At 47.4% G+C, this 16,587-nt stretch carries 11 protein-coding genes; 5 read left to right on the top strand and 6 right to left on the bottom strand.

Translation table 11 applies throughout. The features are described from left to right. Nucleotides 1–100 precede the first annotated feature (100 nt). Together cobA and HGH91_RS23105 are read left to right on the top strand one after the other, a co-directional pair. Nucleotides 101–895, top strand: a complete 795-nt coding sequence (gene cobA / locus HGH91_RS23110; protein ID WP_168741164.1) for a uroporphyrinogen-III C-methyltransferase — start codon at nt 101–103, stop codon at nt 893–895. Further along, a complete protein-coding gene (locus HGH91_RS23105; protein ID WP_168741163.1) occupies nt 870–1,562 on the top strand; it encodes a Crp/Fnr family transcriptional regulator in 693 nt (230 codons plus the stop codon). The genes cobA and HGH91_RS23105 overlap by 26 nt, the downstream gene beginning before the upstream one ends. On the opposite strand, the gene HGH91_RS23100 is transcribed toward HGH91_RS23105, so the two are convergent. Next, nucleotides 1,563–2,234 (bottom strand): Crp/Fnr family transcriptional regulator, encoded by a 672-nt coding sequence (locus tag HGH91_RS23100; RefSeq protein WP_168741162.1) that lies wholly within the window; start codon nt 2,232–2,234, stop codon nt 1,563–1,565. It abuts the gene before it with no gap. A gap of 111 nt (nt 2,235–2,345) precedes the next feature. On the opposite strand from HGH91_RS23100, the gene HGH91_RS23095 reads away from it, so the two are divergent. Both HGH91_RS23095 and HGH91_RS23090 read left to right on the top strand, forming a co-directional pair. Then, entirely contained in the window at nt 2,346–4,145 is a 1,800-nt protein-coding gene (locus HGH91_RS23095) for a chloride channel protein (protein WP_168741161.1), read from the top strand. A gap of 126 nt (nt 4,146–4,271) precedes the next feature. Next, a complete protein-coding gene (locus HGH91_RS23090) occupies nt 4,272–5,309 on the top strand; it encodes an MBL fold metallo-hydrolase (protein WP_168741160.1) in 1,038 nt (345 codons plus the stop codon). Here the strand turns inward: HGH91_RS23090 and HGH91_RS23085 are convergent. Beyond that, entirely contained in the window at nt 5,281–6,117 is an 837-nt protein-coding gene (locus HGH91_RS23085; protein WP_168741159.1) for a class I SAM-dependent methyltransferase, read from the bottom strand. The genes HGH91_RS23090 and HGH91_RS23085 overlap by 29 nt on opposite strands. Nucleotides 6,118–6,338: 221 nt before the next feature. Between HGH91_RS23085 and acnA the strand changes: the two genes are divergently transcribed. Continuing rightward, nucleotides 6,339–9,065: an aconitate hydratase AcnA gene (gene acnA / locus HGH91_RS23080; RefSeq protein WP_168741158.1), complete on the top strand. Its 2,727-nt coding sequence runs from the start codon at nt 6,339–6,341 to the stop codon at nt 9,063–9,065. A gap of 43 nt (nt 9,066–9,108) precedes the next feature. Here the strand turns inward: acnA and HGH91_RS23075 are convergent, their stop codons facing one another. From HGH91_RS23075 to HGH91_RS23060, 4 genes are all read right to left on the bottom strand, one after another. After that, complete coding sequence (locus tag HGH91_RS23075; protein ID WP_168741157.1) at nt 9,109–11,355, bottom strand: cation:proton antiporter; 2,247 nt, start codon at nt 11,353–11,355, stop codon at nt 9,109–9,111. 210 nt (nt 11,356–11,565) lie between these two features. Then, nucleotides 11,566–11,928 carry a hypothetical protein gene (locus tag HGH91_RS23070; RefSeq protein WP_168741156.1) on the bottom strand — a complete coding sequence of 121 codons (363 nt, stop codon included), beginning with the start codon at nt 11,926–11,928 and terminating at the stop codon, nt 11,566–11,568. A 676-nt stretch (nt 11,929–12,604) separates the two neighbouring features. Further along, a complete protein-coding gene (locus tag HGH91_RS23065; protein ID WP_168741155.1) occupies nt 12,605–13,384 on the bottom strand; it encodes a response regulator in 780 nt (259 codons plus the stop codon). Further along, the gene (locus HGH91_RS23060; protein WP_168741154.1) at nt 13,366–16,533 is read right to left on the bottom strand and encodes a two-component regulator propeller domain-containing protein; all 3,168 of its coding nucleotides are present in this window, start codon (nt 16,531–16,533) and stop codon (nt 13,366–13,368) included. Before HGH91_RS23060 ends, HGH91_RS23065 begins: the two co-directional genes overlap by 19 nt. Between the last annotated feature and the right edge of the window lie 54 nt (nt 16,534–16,587).

The following is a 16,587-nucleotide window of genomic DNA, read 5'->3' as shown; positions in this document are numbered from 1 at the left end:
AAGGCGGGTGTATGATGTTGATTATAAAATTAAGCGTTTTTGTTTTAAATTTATGTATGATTAGTGTTAAATATGATATATAAATTTAAATATAATATGTATGCCAGTGTCGAATCCCTTTCTATCTTTAGTTGGAGCAGGTCCCGGAGACCCGGAAATGATCACCCTGAAAGCGGTCAATACCATTCATCGGGCCGATGTTATATTATATGATGCATTGGTCAATGAATCATTACTATGCCATGCCCGCCCCGGCGCCATTATCCGGTTTGTAGGTAAACGGTATGGATGTCATGCCTTATCGCAGCAGGAAATCAACCACCTGATCGTGGAAATGGCGATGGCGCACGGGCATGTGGTGCGACTCAAAGGCGGCGATCCCTTTGTGTTTGGCAGGGCAGTGGAAGAAATCACCGCCGCAAGAGACCACGGCATCGGGGTGGAAGTTATACCAGGTATCTCCAGTGCCATAGCAGTGCCGGCTTCGCAGTTTATCCCGCTCACCTGCCGGGGAATGTCTGAAAGCTTTTGGGTAACTACCGGCACCACCCGCTCTGGTGATATTTCGGGAGATATTGCCCTGGCAGCCCGCTCCACTGCTACAGTCGTGATCCTGATGGCCATGAGTAAGCTCAGCGAAATCATGGAGCTGTTTGCGGCACACGGGAAGCAGGACACGCCGGTGGCTATCATCCAAGAAGGGACTACCGTGCAGCAAAAGATGATCACCGGTACGGTGACAGATATTGCCTGGAGGGCTACGGCTGCAGGGATGAGCAACCCGGCTATTATCGTGGTGGGTGAAGTAGTGAACCTGCATGCCCTGCTCACTGCTACAGCAGTGCAACAACTAAACAATCATCTGGTACATGAAGAAAGACAAACAAGGCTGTGATGGTAAAACCTGCCTCCTGTGCCGGCTATCGCTCAAGGAATGGGCGCCGGCGGTAACATTACACCGCCGTAATTTTATCCTGCAAAAAGGCGAAACGCTGTTTAAAGAAGGCGACCCCGTGGAAGGCATTTACTTTATTCATGAAGGGCTAATGAAAGTGCATAAGCACTGGGGGCCGGAAAAAGAGCTGATTGTGCGTTTTGCACAGAAAGGCGATATTGTAGGGCACCGGGGTATCGGGGGGCTGGAACAGTTTTACCCTGTGTCAGCTACGGCATTGGCACCGGTAAAGGTTTGTTTTATAGAGATGGATTTTTTCCAGGCTTCTCTGAAAATCAATCATGCGTTGCTGTACGAGCTGATGTTATTTTATGCACAGGAGTTACAATCTTCCGAAAAGCAAATGCGCAATCTCGCCCATATGTCGGTAAAAGGCCGTATGGCTAATGCGCTGCTGTTGTTGCAGCAAAAATTCGGATTTAATAAGGATGGATTTATCGACATAGCTTTGAGTAAGCAAGACCTGGCTTCTTATATCGGGACTACTTATGAAACCACGTTCCGGATATTGAATGAGTTGATTGCAGACCGGCTGGTAGCGGTATCGGGGAAAAACTATACCATCCTGAATGAAGCGATGCTGCTTCGTTTGACCGATATACAATGATCAAAGGGTAATATATTTTTTCAATTTCTTTTCCTGTAGAATGGTGATGCTTTTGCCATCTACTGCAATTAATTTCTCCTGTATAAATTCCTGGAGGTTGCGGTAAATAGTTTCGTAAGTGGTGCCGGCAAAAGCCGCCAGGTCCTGGCGGCTGATGGTAAACTGAACATCGTTGTGCAGCCGGCTAATATCGAGCAAAGCGTCTGCCAGCCTGCTTTTTACATCCATGTGCACCAGGTTGCGCATCTTCCTTTCTGCTTCCTGTAGTTCGTCGGCATAAAATTGCATGAGTTTGAGGGTGAGCTGGGGATTTACTTTCAGTGATGCTTCAAAAAATGCCAGGTCGGTATAACACACCGTGGTATCTTCCAATGCCGTGGCAGACACGGTATACAGGCGCTCGCCGCTACCCAGGCCCCTATGCCCCAGGATATCTCCCTTTTGTGCAAAGCGTACAATCAGCTCTTTTTCCGCGCCCCATTGTTTATGCACTTTTACTTTCCCATCGTATAAAAAATAAATACCCTTTACCGGGCTGCCTTCCTGGAAGATGGTTTCATTCTTCTTATAAGAGAGATGTTGTTTATGGTCCCCTATAGCGGCAATCCATTCAGGAATGCTGAACTGGCAAAGGAAACAAGTCTTTAAATCGCAGGACCCGGCTTTCTTCATGGTTGCAAACGTAATGTTTTTTTGCCTTTTTGAGAGAAAAAATAGGATTTAATATGATTTAGATCATATTTTTGTGGTGTTTTTTAAAAAGAGGTTGTCATTTTATATATTATGAATCATAAAAAAGAGCAGAAGTTTGCCGGAAATATGTCCCGTAGAGTGTTTTATCTCAGTATACAGGCATGTATCAATGCGTTGGTAATAGGCTTCGTGGCAAAGGGATTGGTGCTGTTGATCAATCTGATCACCAATTTGTCGTTTTATGGAAAGTTTTCATTTGGAGAAGAAGGGCCGGCCGGCAATCAGCTGGGTTGGCTGGTGGTACTTGTACCTGTTATTGGTAGTGTTATAGTGGGTATCATGGCCCGTTTTGGCAGCAAGGCCATCCGCGGACACGGTATTCCCGAAGCCATGGAAAACATTATCCTGAATGAAAGCAAGATCCCGCCGGTTATTACTTTATTGAAACCTATATCTGCCGCTATTTCTATTGGTACGGGTGGTCCCTTTGGCGCGGAAGGTCCCATCATTGCCACGGGGGGAGCTATCGGCTCTTTCACCGGCCAGGTGATCCATATCTCTTCTGCTGAAAGAAAGGTATTGTTGGCCGCCGGCGCCTGCGCGGGTATGTCGGCTATCTTCGGAAGCCCGCTGGCAGCTATTTTGCTGGCGATTGAATTATTGTTGTTTGAGTTTTCGCCCCGTTCCGTGATACCGGTAGCCATTGGCTGTATTACCGGCGCCGGTATGCACATCCTGCTATTCAGCTCACACCCCGTATTTGCGATGCCCGACATTCCTGCGGTATCCGACATTGCGCTGGTGACTTATGTGCTCATGGGCGCAGCAGTGGGTGTAGTAGCGGCTTATGTATCAAAATCGGTATACTTCGTAGAAGACATGTTTGAAAAGCTGCCTGTCCACTGGATGTGGTGGCCCGCTTTAGGTGCGGTAGTCGTAGGTGTGGTAGGTTATTATGCGCCACATACCATGGGGGTGGGATATAATAATATTACCAGCCTGCTTACGGGTAACGTGCCGTTAACCCTGGTGATATCGCTTTGTGTATTGAAGTATATTTCCTGGGTAATTTCCCTGGGTAGTGGTACTTCCGGTGGTACCCTGGCCCCGTTATTCACCATTGGCGGCGCACTGGGCGCATTAATGGGCATAGTGGTACAGAAGCTATTTCCCGGTAGTGATATCAACATTGCTACCGCCGCGCTTATCGGTATGGCTGCCATGTTTGCCGGCGCCTCCCGCGCCTTGCTCACCGCCATCGTTTTTTCGCTGGAAACTACCGGGCAGCCACATGGACTGCTGCCGTTGATCGGCGCCTGTACAGCGGCTTACTTCGTTTCTTTCTTCCTGATGAAAGGAAGTATCATGACGGAAAAAATCCGCCGTCGTGGCGTATCTGCACCAGATGAGTATACCCCGGATGTGATGCAGCTCATCAATGTGGCGTCAGTGATCAGTCGCCCGTTAGCTGCGCTCCGTTACGACATGACCCTGGTACAGGCACAACAACTGTTGCAACAAAACGGTGCCTATTACTACCAATACCTCCCGGTAACAGATGAAGCCGGGCATTTTAAAGGCTACCTCAACCGGGAAACATTGACCAAGGCCGATCAAACGATTGTTCATCAATACCTGGAAGTTGCAGCACCTTATGTATATGCTTCCGACGATATTAACCTGGTAACAGAATTATTCGACAGTTACCGGCCGGATGTGCTGGTAGTACTGGACGAAGAAAAGAAAATAACCGGTATCGTTACCGCCGATGCCGTATTAAGAGCCTATGGTGAACGCCGCCGGGCCGATGCAAAGTATCATTCGGCCTTTTATGGAAACACCCGCCTGCTGCGCCTGATGGCCAGGGGGAAAAGATTGTTGGCACGGTAAAGTGTCTGCTTAAAGATAGGTTGAATGCAGGCCTGCCCTTCGGGGCAGGTCTTTTTTTATGCTATCCTAAAATATCCGGCGCGGGTATCCGTCTCCCTTATATCACGAGTTTCTTAACTTTAAGATATGCCGCAAAAATTAGCTTCTATAAAAGACAGGATCCGGTTGTCGCCGCAGTTTAAGCAAGGCGCTTTTCAGAACTTTTCGCCCACTCCCATGAAGCCGGACGATGTTACGTATTACCAGATGCTGAGAGAAACCTTTCAGCGCCCGGCGGATGTACGGCCCCCCATGCCGCTGCCTTCAGTAAAAAACAACCTGAAAACGCTGTACTCCGAAAAACCAGTGATCGTTTGGTTCGGACATTCTTCTTACCTGGTGCATGTAAAGGGTTTCAATATCCTGGTAGACCCGGTATTCAGCGGGAGCGCATCTCCTATGTCTTTTATGATCAAGGCTTTCCCGGGTGCAGATGCCTATACACCGGCAGATATGCCCGAAATAGACCTGATGATTATCACGCATAATCACTATGATCATCTCGATAAAAAAACACTAGCCCAGCTGAAGCCTCATACCAAAATGATCTATACCGCCCTGGGCGTGGGTCGCGATCTGCAATCCTGCCTGGTGAAGGACAACAATATTCATGAACTCGACTGGTGGGAAAGCGGTGAAGTAGCGCCGGGAGTAATGCTAACGTCGACGCCTGCACGACATTTTTCCGGCAGGGGACTGAAGCGGGGAGGTAGCCTGTGGAGCTCTTTTGTATTACAGATATACGGCTATCAATTATTTATAGGCGGCGATTCAGGCTACGACAGCCATTTCAAGGCCATTGGCGATAAATACGGTCCCTTCGACCTGGTTATACTGGAATGCGGCCAGTACAACGATAACTGGCCTTTTATCCATATGAAGCCAGAAGAAACCGTACAGGCAGCCATCGACCTGAAAGGAAAAGTATTGTTGCCTGTACACTGGGCTAAATTTGCGTTGGCCAACCATCCCTGGAATGAATCGGCCAAACGCGTCACTGCCAGCGCGGCCGCACGGGGCATGAAGATCACCACGCCTAAAATAGGACAGCCCGTGGTGGTGGGTGAGTCTTATCCCGATGAACCGTGGTTCCTGCTTACACCGCAAAACTCAGCATCTCTATAATTCCTTCGCCGGGCAGATGAAAAAAATGATGATGACCTCTTACCCTTTTTTCGATATCGCATAATGGTTCCAATGTTTCCAGCGACGCATTGAGCTGGTACAGTACTCCTGCCATATCTGCCCGGCTGTTGACATTGAAAGGCTTACCAATATAAGATTCCATCACCTCGCGGATACCCCGGTAGGTGGGCAGGAAGGAGGGGACCAGGTTTTCTTCCGACACCGAATAATCCAGCATCACATGATTACGGTGATCCGCTGTTTTAAACAACTGCATGGTCTGGATAAACGCTTCATTACTGATGTAATGTATCACGCCTTCAAAAATGATAATAGTAGGAATATCTTCCTGGTAGCCATTTTCCAGGAGTTTGCTCCATAGCAGCGCCGTATCGGTAACATCGCATTTGACAAATTGTATCTGCGCCTCCACAGGAACGAGATGATGATAGATGTGTTGTTTTTCTTCGATATACCCATTATCTACTTCTATAATGCGGCTAATATTTTCCCGATAATTTTCCAGGAGATATAAAGACAATGGATCCAGCCCGGCGCCCAGGATAATGACTTGTGGCCTGGAAATAGTAACCAGCTGCGATTTTAACTGGTCCCGTATACTTTGTTTACGCAGGCAGATGGTATCTATTATCTGTGGAAAACTGCGTTGCAGCTCGTAAAAAATACGACTGGTTTCACTGAAGTCGATAGCGGCAATATATTGCTGTTGCAGCGGCGAAGTGTAGAGCTGCATGGCAGCTTCCAGCACGAGGCGGGAAGTAGCGGGTACTTTTAGCTGTACGGTCATTTTGAGGTGTATTTATAGTTAAAACTAGGCATCCATCATGCATCGCGATAGCAGGGTTATTTTCTTATGAACCTATCACAAACCATTTATAATGAGGTATATTTATAGTGTAATGTTACCCGCTGTTGCCGATAGTTTAGGGCAACGGCTTTCTGCCTTTCGCGGTGATTTTTGATAAACAAATTACCAGCGGTATTGTTTCTATAAAACAATTTCTCACTATGCAGCCTAGTATCGCTTCTCTCAGCAAACTGGAAAAGGAAGGACGGCAAATTTCCCGCCTGCCTTTTTCTATCAGGATCCTATTGGAAAATGTATTACGGAACCACGACAACTTCGCTATTACCGACGAGCATCTCGACACCCTGGTGAATTGGGAACCGGGAGGAACCGATAAGGAAATTCCCTTTAAACCCGCGCGGGTACTGATGCAAGACTTCACTGGCGTAGCCGCCGTAGTAGACATTGCCTCTATCCGGGCGGAAGTGATCCGCAAAGGGAAGGACGGCGCCAAAATTAATCCGGCTATCCCGGTCGACCTGGTTGTAGATCACTCTGTACAAGTAGATTTTTTCGGTACCGATTATTCCTATACAAAAAATGTGGCCTATGAATATGAGCGCAATAAAGAACGTTATCAGCTGCTGAAATGGGCGCAACAGGCATTCGATAACTTTACGGTGGTGCCTCCCGGCATGGGCATTTGTCACCAGGTAAACCTCGAATACCTGGCCAAAGGCGTGATCAGCCGCGATGGCTGGCTGTTTCCCGACACCCTGGTGGGTACCGATTCACATACGCCCATGGTAAACGGGATCGGCGTATTGGGCTGGGGGGTAGGTGGTATAGAAGCAGAAGCGGCCATACTTGGTCAACCTATTTATTTTTCCTGTCCCCAGGTAATCGGGTTAAAGCTCACCGGGCGGCTGACCGAAGGTGTAACCGCTACCGACATGGTATTAGCCATTACCCAGCTATTACGTAAATATGGGGTGGTGGATAAATTTGTGGAAGTATTTGGCGATGGATTGGATCACTTATCGGTACCCGACCGCGCCACCATCTCCAATATGTCGCCCGAATTTGGCTGTACCGTTACCTACTTTCCAATTGATCAGCAAACCTTGCAATATATGCGGCGTAGCAATCGCCCGGAGCCCGAGATTGCGCAAGTGGAATCTTACTGCAAAGACAATATGCTCTGGCGGCATGGCGATGAGCAGATCATCTATTCTGATATCCTGGAGCTGGATCTCGGGCAGATACAATCTGCTGTAGCGGGGCCTAAGCGCCCGCAGGACCGTATCCTGGTGCGGGATCTGCACAACGAGTTTGAAACATTGCTCAATAAGGAATTCAAACGCATGTATACGCCGGAAGGCAAACGCCGGGACACGGCCTGGTTGTCGGAAGGTGGCTCTGGTACCGCGTTTACCTACGAAATACAGAAGCAAGCAGAAGAGGTGGCCGTGGAACTGGATTACTTGAAGTCGGTACGTATTAAGCTGAAAAACGAGGAATACGTGTTAAGCGATGGCGCCATCACGATTGCCGCTATTACCAGTTGCACCAACACTTCCAACCCCAGCGTAATGATAGGTGCAGGCCTGGTGGCGCGGAAGGCGATCAGCCGGGGATTGTATGTAAAGCCCTGGGTAAAGACCAGCCTGGCGCCGGGATCGAGGGTGGTGACCGAATACCTGAAGCGTTCCGGTTTGCTGGCCGAACTGGAAGCGCTGCGTTTTCATATTGTCGGATATGGCTGTACTTCGTGTATAGGTAACAGTGGTCCGCTGCCGCCGCACGTTGCAGAAGCGGTAGACAAGGGCAACCTCGTGGTAGCCTCCGTATTATCGGGCAACCGGAACTTTGAAGCCCGGGTACATCCGCAGGTAAAGATGAATTTCCTGGCTTCGCCTTTACTGGTAGTGGCTTACGCCATTGCCGGCCGTATAGATGTGGATATGCTGACGGCCCCACTGGGCTACGATCCTAATGGGGAGCCTGTATACCTGCGGGATATCTGGCCTACCCAGGAAGAAATTAATGACGCCGTAGCTGCCGCCGTGAAAAGGGAAGATTTTGAGGACGTATACCGGGTTATTTTTGATGGCGATGAGCAATGGCGTGGGTTGCTGGCGCCTTCGGGAAAGGATTATCACTGGAGCCAGGACTCTACCTATATCCGGGAAGCGCCTTTCTTTAATGGATTGCCGGCACAACCAGCTGCACCGGAAGATATCAATGGCGCCCGCGTTTTACTGAAATTGGGCGATTCGGTGACTACGGATCACATTTCTCCTGCAGGATCATTTAAACCAGATACGCCCGCCGGTAAATACCTGTTGGACCGGGGTATTGATCCCCGTTTGTTTAATTCTTATGGTTCCCGTCGCGGTAACCATGAAGTAATGATTCGTGGCACCTTTGCCAACGTGCGTATAAAAAACGAATTATCGCCTAAAGAAGGTGGCTTTACCACTATCATACCTACCGGGACGGTGTTGCCTGTTTATGAGGCAGCTATGCAATACGCCGCCAACAAAATACCGCTCATCATATTGGCTGGAAAGGAATATGGTAGCGGTTCTTCCCGCGACTGGGCCGCCAAGGGAACTAACCTGCTGGGTGTAAAAGCGGTGATCGCAGAAAGTTATGAACGTATTCACCGCAGTAACCTTGTAGGAATGGGGGTGCTGCCGTTGCAATACCTGGAGAATGAAAACGCTGCTACGTTGAAATTGTCTGGTACAGAGTTGTTCAGTATCCATGGCATTGCCGATGGGCTTACACCGGGAGAAGAGTTAACGGTAACGGCTACCCCGGCATCGGGCGACCCGGTTACATTTAAAGTAAAATGTAAATTGAACTCAGCGATAGAAATCGAATACTATCGCCATGGCGGTATCCTGCAATACGTGTTAAGAGCGTTTTTACAAAAGGCATAAACAAAAAGGTGACGGGTATTCACCCGTCACCTTTTTGTTGTTATCATTTATCCTTACTCGTGGAAAACTCCAGGATTTTTTTCCGGTTACCTACCAGCCACACCACATCTTCCCATTCAAATACGGTTTCAGAGGCAGGGTTCAGGATTTTTTCCCCACCACGGGCAATGCCTACCACCAGGGCTTTTGTTTTTTCCCGGATGCCCGAATTGCGGATGGTCTGGCCTTTGAGGCCATTGTGTTCATCTACCACGAGGCTGGTTAAACCGATATTTTCATCGGCTACATCATCGCTTCTTTCTATGTTAAGGGTATTTACCACCCGGTTAAATTCTTCCAGCTGGGCTTCTGTACCGATGGCGGTAATAACATCATGTGGATAAAGTTTTTCATCGCGGGTAGGGGCGTAAATGGTGACATTCCCTCTTTTGATGGCGCCTACGTTGATACCATATTTTTCCCGCAGCTGCAGGTCTATCAATGGTTTGTCTACCAATTCCGACCAGGGATCAATTTCAATTTCTGATACCTGGGCATCCCAGGGCAGCAGGTCGGCGGCAGCTGTTTTTTTAGCCGCAGCATCTGCATTTTCCCGGGCGTTGAGGTTGGCCAGGAAACGTTTTTCTATGCGGCTATAATATTTCTGTAATTGGGAGCGCAGCACCAGTAGTACGCAGGCCAGTACAATACCAATGCCTAAGAGTGCCTGCCAGAACGGGAAATATTGATTTACCAGGAAACCTACCAGCAATACGGCTACGGTATTACGTACCACTTCCACCACTACCAGCGGGCCATGATTATATTTAGAGTCGAGCCATAGTGCCTTGTACGAGATACTGGATATTTTTTGCACCATCAGCGCCCAGATAAAAGGCGACATCATGGCAATGCCAATGATCACGCATACCAGTCGCGCCCAGAAAGTATTGTGCAGGTACTTCAGCACAAACGGGCCAATATAATAAGTGTTGAGCAGGATAATGGCCAGCATGATAACACTGTTGAGTACGATCACTCTCACATAACTGCGCAATACAATCCGCCAGTCGCTTTCGGCCTGTAAGGTTTGTGAACTGGCACTGTACCGGTTCAGCGCATCCAGCCAGCGGGAGGGGATGATCTTCTCCAGCCAGTTATACAGTGGCAGGGAAAACTTGATCATATAAGGGGTGGTAAAGGTAGTAACCGCAGATACGCCCACGGCTACGGGAAACAGGAACTCGCTGGTTACGCCGAGGCTCAGCCCCAGCGTGGCGATGATAAAGGCAAATTCCCCCACCTGTGCCATACTCATACCTACCTGTACCGCCTGTTTCAGCGGTTGGCCGGATAACAGGGCGCCCAGCGTGGTGCTCAGGAACTTCCCGGTTAATGTTAATAACGTGATCCATAGCACCGGCCACCGGTATTCCACGATCATTTCCGGGTTGATGAGCATCCCTACCGATACAAAAAAGATAGCACCAAATAAATCTTTTACCGGCTGTATCAGGTGTTCAACTTTTTCGGACGACGTAGTTTCGGCAATAATAGAACCCATGATAAATGCGCCCAATTCTGCTGAAAATCCCACTTTGGTGGCCAGGATCACCATGCCGAGGCAAAGGGCAATGCTGAGTATCAGCAATGTTTCGCCATTCATATAGCGTTCCATCTTTTTCAGGAAGGTAGGCAACAGGAAGATGCCAGCCAGGAACCAGATGGCCAGGAAGAACATGAGTTTACCGATGGTGAAAAGCATTTCAGTGCCTTCAAACTGCCGGCTTACCGCCATGGTAGACAGTAACACCATCATGAGGATCACCACAATATCTTCTATTACCAGTACGCCAAATACGATTTTGGTAAAGGATTTTTTCTTGATACCCAGTTCTTCAAAAGCACGTATAATGATGGTAGTAGAAGAACTGGCCAGCAATCCTCCCAGGAAAAGGCTGTCCATAAATCCCCAGCCCATGAGTTGACCGGTAAAGTACCCGGCCACGGTAATACAGGCTATTTCTACAAATGCGGTGATGGTGGCGGTGCCTCCTACCCGCATCAGCTTTTTGAAACTGAATTCCAGTCCCAGGGAAAACAGGAGAAAAATAACGCCTATCTCCGACCAGGTTTTTATTCCCGCGGCATCTCCGATGGTAGGGAATAAATGAAAGTTCGGTCCTACTATGAATCCCGCGATAATATACCCTAGCACCATCGGCTGTTTTAGCCTTCTGAATAATAAAGTAATAACTCCCGCCGCTCCTAAAATTAATGCCAGGTCAATGATCAATGATGGTAGATGCATACAGTAAAAATCGATTTAAGGTTCGTGTATTGTACGTTTATGGCGATGAGAAATCAGCGCACATATGTGTCAGATGCCAGTTTCCGGATCTTTGAATGATTGCTAATATATCGTTTTTCCTGCGGGGAAGCAAGACAAAGTTTTGGTAACAAACGGCAACAGTGGTAGAAAAGCAATGGGGCGTATGGTTTTAGGAGCAGGCATTACAGACTATCGGGAATACTGCAACAGCACTTCGTCGAGGGCTTTGTTGGCAGCGGGAACCTTGACAGTCTTGATAAAGTCGATGCCAAATATTGCTTCCAGGCGCACAATTGTTTGCAAGGTCATGTTTTGATCGCCTCGCAGAATTTTATACATTTCTTCTTCCGGAAGGTCCATCTGCCTTGCCATATCGGCAGGTGTAAGTTTTAGCCTCGACATCACATGTATAACCGTCATGATGATGTCCCCGGATTTTACCAGCCAGTCTTTATTGGCCTCCTCAAATGCCACCCTGGCAAAAAAAATCCTGGATTCTTCGCCATCATCACCGGCCGTCAGTTCATCCAATTTTTTTCTTAGTTCATTCATAACATTGTGTTTAAATCTTCAGGAAATAAAATATTCTTTGATAGGAGGAATGTCCTCGAGCTTTCCAATTTCAATAATTCTTCCCGTAGGTGTGGCGCATTCATGTTGTGTGTCAACTTGATACTGCCACCAGTAATTATAAAACAATTCCGATCTATCCGTAATGCATATAATCTCAACCACCTCCTTCTTAACTTAGCTTTGCTTTTTTGAAGTGAAATTAACCGGTACTCGCTGTCAAACAAAGGCTGAAAGATATGTTGCAAGTCCCGTGTGCTGTCCCGGCAATAGACCGACAGCGTTCGTTCAAACAGCCTGGCATCACTGATGGTTATATTGATCGCATCTTCAATAGTGATGTTTCCCCAAAAGCCGCTTTCAAGATCAGCGATATTGTGCTCGAAAAAGGCAGACAGTGCATATCTGTTTCGCCAAAAATTCATTGTGCAGTTATACTCACTACAGGATGAGTTTAAATAATGCATCGAATACAATCCATCGGAATCACCATTGGTGATGGGAATAAAGATAGGTTTAATCTCCATAAAAATCGAAAAGGTTAACTGTTAATAATGCAGGTAACAATTTGATTTTATGGGAATGGAAATCGCTGCAACAGGTTTATAGATACAGCTTTCAGCAAATGTACTGAAATTTTTCGCGTGAAAAAATTTCGTTACTGTCCTTTTTCAGATTGTATTTGTGCTACATAGCGGGAAGGTAGTATACCGAATTGTTTTTGAAAGTTCTTACCAAAATTTGTCAGCGACGCAAAGCCGCATAGCTCCGCTACTTCGTTGATTTTGTAAGCGCCGGTAGATAATAATGACGCAGCCTTTTTGAGTCTCGCAATATTAATCAGCTCATGCGGGGTGAGATCTGAGATGGCTTTTATTTTTCGGTAAAAGGTAGGGCGACTCATATTCATCAGGTCTGCCAGTTGTTCTACATCGAGGTGGGTATCGGTGAGATGTTGATTAATCTGGTCATTCAGCTTCTCCAGGAATTGTTCGTCGGCGCTGTTATACGCCATGCTTCTCAGGTGTACCAGCGGCGTGCTGGCATAGTAGGCTTTTATTTTATGCCGGTTGCTCAGCAAACTGGCTATCTGTGCCTGTAGAAATTCTGGTGAAAAAGGTTTTTCTATATAGGCATCGGCGCCCAATTCCAACCCTTCTATTTTTGATTGCATGGTGTTGCGGGCGGTGAGCAGTATCACCGGGATATGGCTCGACTCTACCCGCGATTTAATAATACTGCACAATTCAAAACCATCCATTACCGGCATCATTACATCGCTGATCACCAGCTGTACCGGCTGTTCCTGTAATAGTTCCAGGGCAGCGGCGCCATTCAGGGCAGTCGCTATTTTATATTTATCTTCCAGGTCATCGACAATGAAGGACAGTATTTCTTCATTATCATCAACCAGTAATATCAACGGTTTGTTTTCCATGTGCTCAAATTAAATTCTATCTCCTGGTGGATAGGTAAGGTAAGGGAAAAAATGTTGAGCCCCGCTTCTGTAGGCAGCAGTTCCAGGCTGCCTTTATGCAGAAGAGCGAGTGACTTCGATAATGATAATCCAAGCCCGGTGCCGGATTGCGCCTCCGTGGCCTGAGCCCGGAAAAACGGCTCGAATATTTTTTCTCTCATCTCCGGAGGAATAATATACCCATCATTCTTTACCAGGATGGTAAAGGTAGTATCTGTTGGGCTTACTGGCAACAGGTGTATGGATGCGCGGGTAGCGGCATATTTGATGGCGTTGTTCAACAGGTTGCCCAGTATTTTCTGTAATGCCTCTGCATCTACATAAGCAAAGAAATGGAGCGATGATAATTCTATTTTAAAACGGATATTCTTTTGCTCCGCCGCCGGCGTAAAACGCAGATGATTTTCCTTCAGCAGTTCAGAGATATCGGTATGTACGAAATTGAGACTGAAACCATTGATCTCTGTTTTACGGAAATCCAGCAACTGGTTGGTGAGGTCGAGCAATCGGTCGGTATTGCGCTCCATGATCCGCAGGTTTTTCTGGATAGGTGGCACCTCTTCCGACTTACGGATCACCTTTTCCATAGGTCCTTTGATAAGGGTGAGTGGCGTACGTATTTCATGCGCCAGGTGGGTAAAGAATTCTATTTTTGCCTGGTATATTTCCTTCTCTTTTTCATGTTCCAGTAACTCCATTTGCCGCTTTTGCTTTTGCAACGCACGCTGATGGTACCAGGAAATGATGGCGTATATCATAGCGCCCAATAATAACAGGTAGGCGGCATAGGCCCAGTAGCTGGCCCAGAAGGGGGGCAGTATTTTTATAAATAATACCCGCGGCGATACACTCCATTTGCCGCTGCTGTTGGCTGCTTTTACCATGAAATGGTAATTGCCCGGAGCCAATCGTGTAAAATACACTTTGCGGTTGGTCGCCAGCAAGGTCCAGTCTTTATCCAGCCCTTCCATCTTATAGGCATAGGCCGTCATTTCAGGAGAGGTATAGCTGAGCGCCGCAAAGTCGATGCTGAACGATGATTGGTCATGCGACAATACAATAGTATCGGTATAGGCAATCGATTTTTTTAATACATCGCCTACCCGCGCTTCTTTGTTATACACCTGGAAGCCGGTAATATATACGGGTGGCTGGAAATTGTTGCGCAGGAAGTGATCTGGATTAAACCGGATCATACCTTTTACACTGCCAAAGTACATATTGCCGCTACTATCCTGGTAGGCAGAGTTGTAATTAAACTGATCATTCAATAACCCGTTAGCTTGTGTAAATACCACCGCGCTTGCGGTTTTAGGAGAAAAACAAGCCAGTCCTTTTGAAGTGGTTACCCACAGATGCCCGCTTTTATCTTCCAGCATACCAAACATCATGTTACTGAGAAATCCATGACGGGTGGAGTAGGTGGTAAACTGCCCGCTTTCGGGATGGAAGAGATCGAGGCCATCGTCTGTATCCAGCCATAGCCGCTGTTGGCTGTCTTCAAAGATCCGGTTTACGCGGTTATTGCTCAAACTCCGGCTGTTAGCCGGATCATGCAGGTAAAGGCCTTTTTTACCGGTATGCCGGTTGTAATAATACAGTCCATCTCTGACCGTGCCCAGCCAAATGGTGCCGGCATGATCTTCAAAGATGGATACATAAAACAAATAATCGGGTACCTCTGGCACGGCATCTATATCGTCACGCTGACGGTTGTACTGATATAGGCCACGCGTGGTGGCAATGAGTATTTGCCCATCGCGGGTTTGTAACATGGAATGAATGAAGTTGCTGTGCAACTGGTGGGGACCCGGACCGGCGGCATAATGCCGGATGAATTTTCCGCTGCGGATATCCATCATATCCAGTCCATGTTCGAAAGTACCTATCCAGAGGGAGTCGCCCGTAACCAGTAAACCATGAATGTTGGTATGTGACAAGCCCACAGCAGGAGGTGGTACGGGTTTGATATTGACAAAGTCGCCGGTAGCCGGCGTAAATTTATTGAGCCCTCCATCTTCGGTACCTATCCACAAATGGCCGTATTGATCATTGTGAATTTCCCTGACGGCATTGCCTCCGAGCGACGCCTCGCCGGTTTTAGGAAAGAATTTTTCGAAGGAAGTGTATTGATGCGGAAAATAGTTAACCCCGCCAAAGTAAGTCCCCGCCCATATACCGCCTTCTTTATCTTTACACAAACTATACACGGCGTTGTCTGATACGGAGTAAGGATCATTGTATCGCTTTCTCAGGTTCACTACTTTATTACCAGGAAGATGGTAAACATAAATACCAGATTCGGTAGCTACCCAATACTCTCCGGGCTGGCGGCAAATGATGTCCCTCGCATATATTTCAGTTTTTTCGGGAGAAATAATAAAGAAGTCCTGGTAAGTATGCGTGCGGGTGTCAAAGAGTTTAATGCCCTGTGTAGTAGTACATATCCACAAGGAATCTTTCCCGATGGCGGCAATTTTGGAAATCCAGTTGCTGTTCACGGCAGGGGAGTGGGCAAATACATCGAAGGTGTTGAAGCTTTTTTTGCCCGGTTCATATAAGGCTACTTTGCCATCGATACTGCTTACCCATAACTGGTCATCGCTGTTAATGCAGATGGAAGAAATATTAAATGGCGCTGGTATAGGATATAAACTATCGGTGGCTGACCAATAGCGGAACAGGCGCCCGGAGGAAGTAATCCATATGTTTCCCTGTTTGTCTTTTGTGATGGCATGTATATCACCAGTCGTTCTTTTATCCAGTTCCCGGAATTGTTCGGTACGTGGGTTATATACAAATACGCCCCGGTCGGAGCCTACATACAGCAACCCGTTATCGCCTTCAAAAAGGCTGAGGATGAAGTTAGCGCCCAGTCCCCCGGGCTTTTCGGTGCGCTGGAATACGCGGAATGTATAGCCATCGAAGCGGTTGAGCCCGTACATGGTGCCAAACCACATAAAGCCTTGCTTATCTTGTAACGTACAGATCACGGCATTGTGTGACAGGCCGTTTTCTACCTGGTAATGCACAAAGCTTTCGGCCTGTCCGTATGTTTTGGTGACCGCCAGCAATAGTAGAAAAAAGATATAGCGATAGCCTTTAGGCATGTATATTTAAGTAACTGGTGAGGCTTAAAACTATAGTTTTTTCCGTTAAAAGCT

The organism is Chitinophaga eiseniae, assembly GCF_012641265.1.
Lineage (GTDB): Bacteria > Bacteroidota > Bacteroidia > Chitinophagales > Chitinophagaceae > Chitinophaga > Chitinophaga eiseniae_A.
Note: the sequence above shows the minus strand (reverse complement) of the source record. Positions and strands in the feature narration are given on the sequence as shown.

Excerpts from the sequence above, each read along its gene's own strand:
- cobA (WP_168741164.1), top strand. The coding sequence starts at position 101 with ATGCCAGTGTCGAATCCCTTTCTATCTTTAGTTGGAGCAGGTCCCGGA.
- HGH91_RS23105 (WP_168741163.1), top strand. The coding sequence starts at position 870 with ATGAAGAAAGACAAACAAGGCTGTGATGGTAAAACCTGCCTCCTGTGC.
- HGH91_RS23100 (WP_168741162.1), bottom strand. The coding sequence starts at position 2,234 with ATGAAGAAAGCCGGGTCCTGCGATTTAAAGACTTGTTTCCTTTGCCAG.
- HGH91_RS23095 (WP_168741161.1), top strand. The coding sequence starts at position 2,346 with ATGAATCATAAAAAAGAGCAGAAGTTTGCCGGAAATATGTCCCGTAGA.
- HGH91_RS23090 (WP_168741160.1), top strand. The coding sequence starts at position 4,272 with ATGCCGCAAAAATTAGCTTCTATAAAAGACAGGATCCGGTTGTCGCCG.
- HGH91_RS23085 (WP_168741159.1), bottom strand. The coding sequence starts at position 6,117 with ATGACCGTACAGCTAAAAGTACCCGCTACTTCCCGCCTCGTGCTGGAA.
- acnA (WP_168741158.1), top strand. The coding sequence starts at position 6,339 with ATGCAGCCTAGTATCGCTTCTCTCAGCAAACTGGAAAAGGAAGGACGG.
- HGH91_RS23075 (WP_168741157.1), bottom strand. The coding sequence starts at position 11,355 with ATGCATCTACCATCATTGATCATTGACCTGGCATTAATTTTAGGAGCG.
- HGH91_RS23070 (WP_168741156.1), bottom strand. The coding sequence starts at position 11,928 with ATGAATGAACTAAGAAAAAAATTGGATGAACTGACGGCCGGTGATGAT.
- HGH91_RS23065 (WP_168741155.1), bottom strand. The coding sequence starts at position 13,384 with ATGGAAAACAAACCGTTGATATTACTGGTTGATGATAATGAAGAAATA.
- HGH91_RS23060 (WP_168741154.1), bottom strand. The coding sequence starts at position 16,533 with ATGCCTAAAGGCTATCGCTATATCTTTTTTCTACTATTGCTGGCGGTC.